Origin of the sequence: Bradyrhizobium sp. Leo170 (assembly GCF_004296405.1) — a bacterium.
Taxonomy (GTDB): Bacteria; Pseudomonadota; Alphaproteobacteria; order Rhizobiales; family Xanthobacteraceae; genus Bradyrhizobium.
Genome location: NZ_PSRR01000493.1, coordinates 1 through 4,533, shown reverse-complemented (window position 1 = coordinate 4,533; position 4,533 = coordinate 1). Strand labels below are relative to the sequence as shown.

General features: G+C 60.3%; 8 protein-coding genes. 1 reads left to right on the top strand and 7 read right to left on the bottom strand.

The window, feature by feature from the left end; translation table 11 throughout:
* The 6 genes from CWO89_RS41125 to CWO89_RS41100 all read right to left on the bottom strand — a co-directional run.
* On the bottom strand, positions 1-731 hold a 731-nt coding region (locus CWO89_RS41125), incomplete at its 3' end, for a DUF3991 and TOPRIM domain-containing protein (protein ID WP_130583958.1).
* 228 nt (positions 732-959) lie between these two features.
* Positions 960-1,142 (bottom strand): hypothetical protein, encoded by a 183-nt coding sequence (locus tag CWO89_RS41120; RefSeq protein WP_130583957.1) that lies wholly within the window; start codon positions 1,140-1,142, stop codon positions 960-962.
* An 823-nt stretch (positions 1,143-1,965) separates the two neighbouring features.
* Positions 1,966-2,250, bottom strand: a complete 285-nt coding sequence (locus CWO89_RS41115; RefSeq protein ID WP_207234677.1) for a hypothetical protein — start codon at positions 2,248-2,250, stop codon at positions 1,966-1,968.
* Positions 2,241-2,717 carry a hypothetical protein gene (locus CWO89_RS41110; RefSeq protein WP_130583956.1) on the bottom strand — a complete coding sequence of 159 codons (477 nt, stop codon included), beginning with the start codon at positions 2,715-2,717 and terminating at the stop codon, positions 2,241-2,243. Before CWO89_RS41110 ends, CWO89_RS41115 begins: the two co-directional genes overlap by 10 nt.
* A gap of 1 nt (position 2,718) precedes the next feature.
* Positions 2,719-3,234, bottom strand: a complete 516-nt coding sequence (locus CWO89_RS41105) for a hypothetical protein (RefSeq protein WP_130583955.1) — start codon at positions 3,232-3,234, stop codon at positions 2,719-2,721.
* Positions 3,235-3,272: 38 nt separating this feature from the next.
* On the bottom strand, positions 3,273-3,458 hold the full coding sequence (locus CWO89_RS41100; protein ID WP_130583954.1) for a hypothetical protein: 186 nt from the start codon (positions 3,456-3,458) through the stop codon (positions 3,273-3,275).
* Positions 3,459-3,476: 18 nt separating this feature from the next.
* Between CWO89_RS41100 and CWO89_RS41095 the strand changes: the two genes are divergently transcribed.
* Positions 3,477-3,992, top strand: a complete 516-nt coding sequence (locus tag CWO89_RS41095; protein WP_130583953.1) for an Arc family DNA-binding protein — start codon at positions 3,477-3,479, stop codon at positions 3,990-3,992.
* A 19-nt stretch (positions 3,993-4,011) separates the two neighbouring features.
* Here CWO89_RS41095 and CWO89_RS41090 read toward each other — a convergent pair whose 3' ends face one another.
* Positions 4,012-4,215 carry a cold-shock protein gene (locus CWO89_RS41090; RefSeq protein ID WP_130583952.1) on the bottom strand — a complete coding sequence of 68 codons (204 nt, stop codon included), beginning with the start codon at positions 4,213-4,215 and terminating at the stop codon, positions 4,012-4,014.
* Positions 4,216-4,533 lie beyond the last annotated feature (318 nt).

Here is a 4,533-nt window from a genome sequence, read left to right as displayed (position 1 = left end):
CTCAGCGCTCGAATGGCGGCGATCGTGGCCGGCGCCCAGCCGCCGCCGGTGCTCAGATAGACGCTATCCGGCCGCGGGTCTTCGATCGCCGCCAGGCTCATGGCGTCGATCGCAGCCTCGGTGATGCAGAGCCGGATCGCGTTCGTCGGTCCGAAGCGGAACAGCACCTTGCCGCCGCCGCTGGCGAAGCCGCGCCATTGCGGACCGCGCTCCTCCCAGCCTGTGACCACGCCGTCATTGTCGAGATGCGCCGCCCACATGCTGCCGAGAGGGCCTTCGCGCAACCGGTCATGCCGGATCGCAGCGCTGATGACGGCTTCCGGAATGCCACGCTCTTCCCGCAGATAGCGCCAGGTCAGAGAACCTCGCCAAGGCATGCGCCGAGCGCGCCAGCGATCCGCAGCACCAAGGCCCGGACCATGGGCGCGGGATTCTCGTGTCCAGACGGGCTCCGTTGGCACAAAGCCGACCAGGTCAGACACTCGCTGCAGCACCTCGGGAAACGCGATGCCGTTGAGATGCTCCACCAGAGAAAACACGTCGCCTCTCGCGTCGGATAACGCGTCAAACCAGCCCCTTCCCTGATGGATTACGATGATGATGTCGGCGCCGCGGCGATATTTGATCGCTTTGCGCGTGCTCTCCTTCAGATCGATCGCAAATCCGGCCTTCTCGAGCACGGCGGCGCAGGGCACGCGATTCTTCAGCTCCTCGATATCCTTCTTTTCCATCTCCGTTTTCCAGCGCACTGCGGCACCGGACCTTTCCCGCTTGAATTTCCTTCTCCCGCACCTTGGCAAGGCCCGCTCGCCCCTTGCCGCGAAGAGCGAAGGGGGCAAGGGCGCGGCTGGCAATTGATGAATTATGCGGGCCCCCCGGCGTCATCGCGTCCGCCAGCCGCGGCGGTAGCCTCTCTTGCCGCCGCCCGCTCGCAAGCGGCACACACGTGAAAACCCGGCTCAATGAGCCGGGCCGAACTGGTGTGGATCGTATTCGTGCACGATGACCACATCGGCATTGTCGAGTTCGTCGCTCGGCATGACGCCGTATGCGCCGTCGACCTTGAAGAGCGTGACCGGGACCATCAAGGTGCGGGCGAGTTCGAAGGCGCTGGACTGGGCGAGGGAAAGATCGTGCGACATTTGAGGGCTCCATCGTGAGCGAGGCCGATCCCCGCTCGATGGCGTCCGTCAGTATCCTCAAACGGCCGCGATCACCGCGCAGCCGAAGGCCCAGCGGCGGCATGCTCGCATAGCCGACCCCTCGAGGGTTGATCGTAGAAGGCCGGGCGGAGGACCAGGAAAGCCCTCCATGAAGAGCGGGATCAGGGCTTGCTCCGAATGGTCAGCACGCCGGCGCGCTCTTTTCGGTCGCAGATTCATTGCGTCGCGCCCGCCGACAGACGCAGATCAGGTCGCATCGAAGAGAAATGCGCTATCGTATGTTATTCAGCGTGGGGTCCGGACGCCGATCGGCGCGCCAAGTGCTTGATCAACTTCGCATCTTTGGGGTCAATGTTCGACCCCGGTTCACAGTCGAACCTCCGCCAGCCCCTCACCGCTTCGAATCTGGCGTTGCGATTTTTTTCAGAGAGTATCCGCGCTAGGAGGTTTCTTGGCCGAGGTGTCCTTGAGATACGCTGCGTTTGCGTCGATGTCGTGATCGCTGACCTCCGTACGCCGGAACGACGGCATAACGGAAATCCCGTTGCGGACAAAGTCCTTGAGACATCGCTCGTCAGATCATCGCGCTGCTCAAGCAAGGGAGGAAGCTTTCCCTCGTACTTGAAGGCCAGCGCCATCGTTCCGGGCGTGTGCTGTCCGGGTCCGTGGCAGGGCAGGCACCACTTCCCGAAAACCGCACGACCTTGCTCGACCATCGTAGGATCCGACGCGTGCGCCGTTTCGCTACACGGAAGCAGCAAGAGCGAAACGATCATGATCAGATAATTGCTCTTCATGCCATTCACCCGTTCTTGCGAATATGCTTTGGCCAAATCCCGTACCGACCCGCTGCCAGGATGCCGTTGGGGTCCACGGCGTCCTTCAGCTGCTCACAAAATCGACGAAGGGCATGGTCGCCGAAGCTGTAACGGTCCATGATGAAGTCCTGCAATGCGGGCGCAGCGCGGTATTCTCCCCAGCCGTTCTGAGCGCCGATGTCGACCAGCCTCATCAGCAATTCCCGCCCCTTCTTGTTCACCTCCGGGTTCGATTTGGATATGAATATCGGAAATATCATCAGGAACATGTGCGGCTGGTAACCTCTTTCACCTTTCTGCTCATATGCGTGAAGTCTGGCATGTCGGGCTTTGGCCATGTCGGCCACGGTCCACGCCCACCCCAGTCCCGCCGCAGCATGAGGCCGCCGATGCGCTCACGCTTGATCGCGTCGAGCTCGCTCATGAGTTCCGGATAGAGGGCGACACCGGCGTCATCGAGCAAGGGAACCCAGCTTTCCGCGCGCGTCTTTTCATCGATCACGCGCACCATGTTGGGGTGCTCTTTCGGTCGATAGTGAGAGACGTCGAACGTCGCGAATATGTCGGTCTCTCGCTGCAGCCATTCCCATGCGATCAGGGCAGCAGTCGCCAGCGATGACAGGCCAAGCTCCACCGCCTTGGCGCGGAACGTGACCAGCTCCTCATAGGTCGCGGTCGGTGACTCGCGGCTTGAGCCCTGCAGACCCATCTTGGCGAACGGATTGACCAGCGGCACCTTACCAGGATTGCGTCGCGCGCAGATGTTCCAAGCGCGACCGCAGATTGACTGTGGTGCGACGCTCCCGCTCAACAACCACGCCATCCTTGGCGACCTTGAGGACCAGCAGCTTCTCATAGAGATCGTTGGCTAGGGCTGTATCGATCGCAGTCAAGCGTTTCTCGCCAAGAGGCTTGCCATCCTTCAGAATGTAGCCGCCGACCAGCTTGAATCCTACTTCGTGATTGCGCTTTGGGTCGAGCTTGGTGTAGCGACGGTCGGAACGGTATTCCGCAAACACCCAATCGAGTGTTCCAGGTGCGGCCGCGGCTTGCGACGTTGTAGGAGAGATGCTCGCGCTGCCGGTTCGCCATGCATCGAAGGTGGGCAATAGGATGGTCTCACATCGAGAGACCGCCGCAGCATAGTCTGCACCAAGCGCTTCGCTCTGCACCGTGCAGCCCGCCTTCTTGGCCCACGATGGCACGTGGAAGAAATAACCCCACCCGCCGCTCCTGAGCGGCTTGCGCTCCACATACCTAGGCAGAGGCAGGGCGGATCGGGGTGGCTTTGTCACAACAGCTTCCGAACGTCCTCAGATGTCTCGGCCGGCGATGCTTCGCCCTGACCGGCCGGGGCCTCAAACACCGCAGCTCCGTTCGGCTGCAGCGTGACACGGAAGGGCACCTTCTCTCGCTGGCATGCGCGGATGATCCGCTGCACGTCGGCCTGATTCACGTTGGCTGGACGGCGGGGCATGTCGAATGATCTCTCTGGATGCGTTCCTTAAACTGGTATATACCCCAGTGCCATATCACTCACTGGGGAACTATAGCAGCGAGAGTAAAAAAGCGAACCGATACTTCCACCAATCGGGAATCTGACAAGATCATTGTCCGACTACCGGAGGGAATGCGGAAGCACCTCGCCGACATGGCCTCGCGTCGCGGCAAGTCGATGAACGCCGAGGTTGTCACCGCGCTGACAATCCACATCATGCGCGACGGCGAGCCCGATGAGAGCACAGTCAAAAGCGAGCTCGCCGAGCTGAAGGAGGAAATCAAGCTCAGCGAGGAGGGCCTGATCCAAATGTCGAAACGACTCCAGGCCGGCGTGATCGGACTGGAGAATCTCTTGTTCGACGTTCGAGATGTTGATCTCGATGCCTTCATATCCGATCAGCGCGACCATGGTTTCAACCTGAGCCGGGCGGAAGCGATCCGCAAGATCGTGCGCGCTTACCTTGATGAGCGCGGATATGGTCCCGCAAACAAGAAAAATCCCGGCGGTTAGGCCGGGTTTCGACTTTTCCTCATCCCACCCTTAGATTTTCAGCGGACGTCTTGCCCCTGTTGGTCATTTCTTCGTAGCTCACCTTGGTCCCCTCATTGAGACCGCTTAGCCCCGCTTTTTCTACGGCCGAGATGTGAACGAAGATGTCCTTGCCGCCTTTGTCGGGTTGAATGAACCCATACCCCTTTGTTGCATTGAACCACTTCACAATACCTGTCGCCACGTCGGCACACTCCGTTTTTGAACAAGGGGGCTATTCTATGGTGGCCGGATGGTCCGCGGCAAGAAAAACCCCACCTGCACCCCTGCCCCTTTGCAGTTCGGTCCATTCCCCGGTTGAGCTGGTTTTCTTGGCTCAGAACGAAGTTCCTCTAGCCAAGCTGGTTTTCTTGGCTCAGAACGAAGTTCCTCTAGCCCCTCGGTACAGCCAGTGACGCCACGCGGAACAGTCCATTTGTAGCAACGTTGAATGATCGCACACAGGATCCGTGTGTAGTGCCCAAAGGCAGCTCGGTCCGGATTTGTCCCCTGGGCCGGTCAG

Bases quoted from the DNA above. Each gene is read 5' to 3' on its own strand.
- CWO89_RS41120 (WP_130583957.1), bottom strand. From the start codon at position 1,142: ATGTCGCACGATCTTTCCCTCGCCCAGTCCAGCGCCTTCGAACTCGCC.
- CWO89_RS41115 (WP_207234677.1), bottom strand. From the start codon at position 2,250: ATGTTCCTGATGATATTTCCGATATTCATATCCAAATCGAACCCGGAG.
- CWO89_RS41100 (WP_130583954.1), bottom strand. From the start codon at position 3,458: ATGCCCCGCCGTCCAGCCAACGTGAATCAGGCCGACGTGCAGCGGATC.
- CWO89_RS41095 (WP_130583953.1), top strand. From the start codon at position 3,477: ATGCGTTCCTTAAACTGGTATATACCCCAGTGCCATATCACTCACTGG.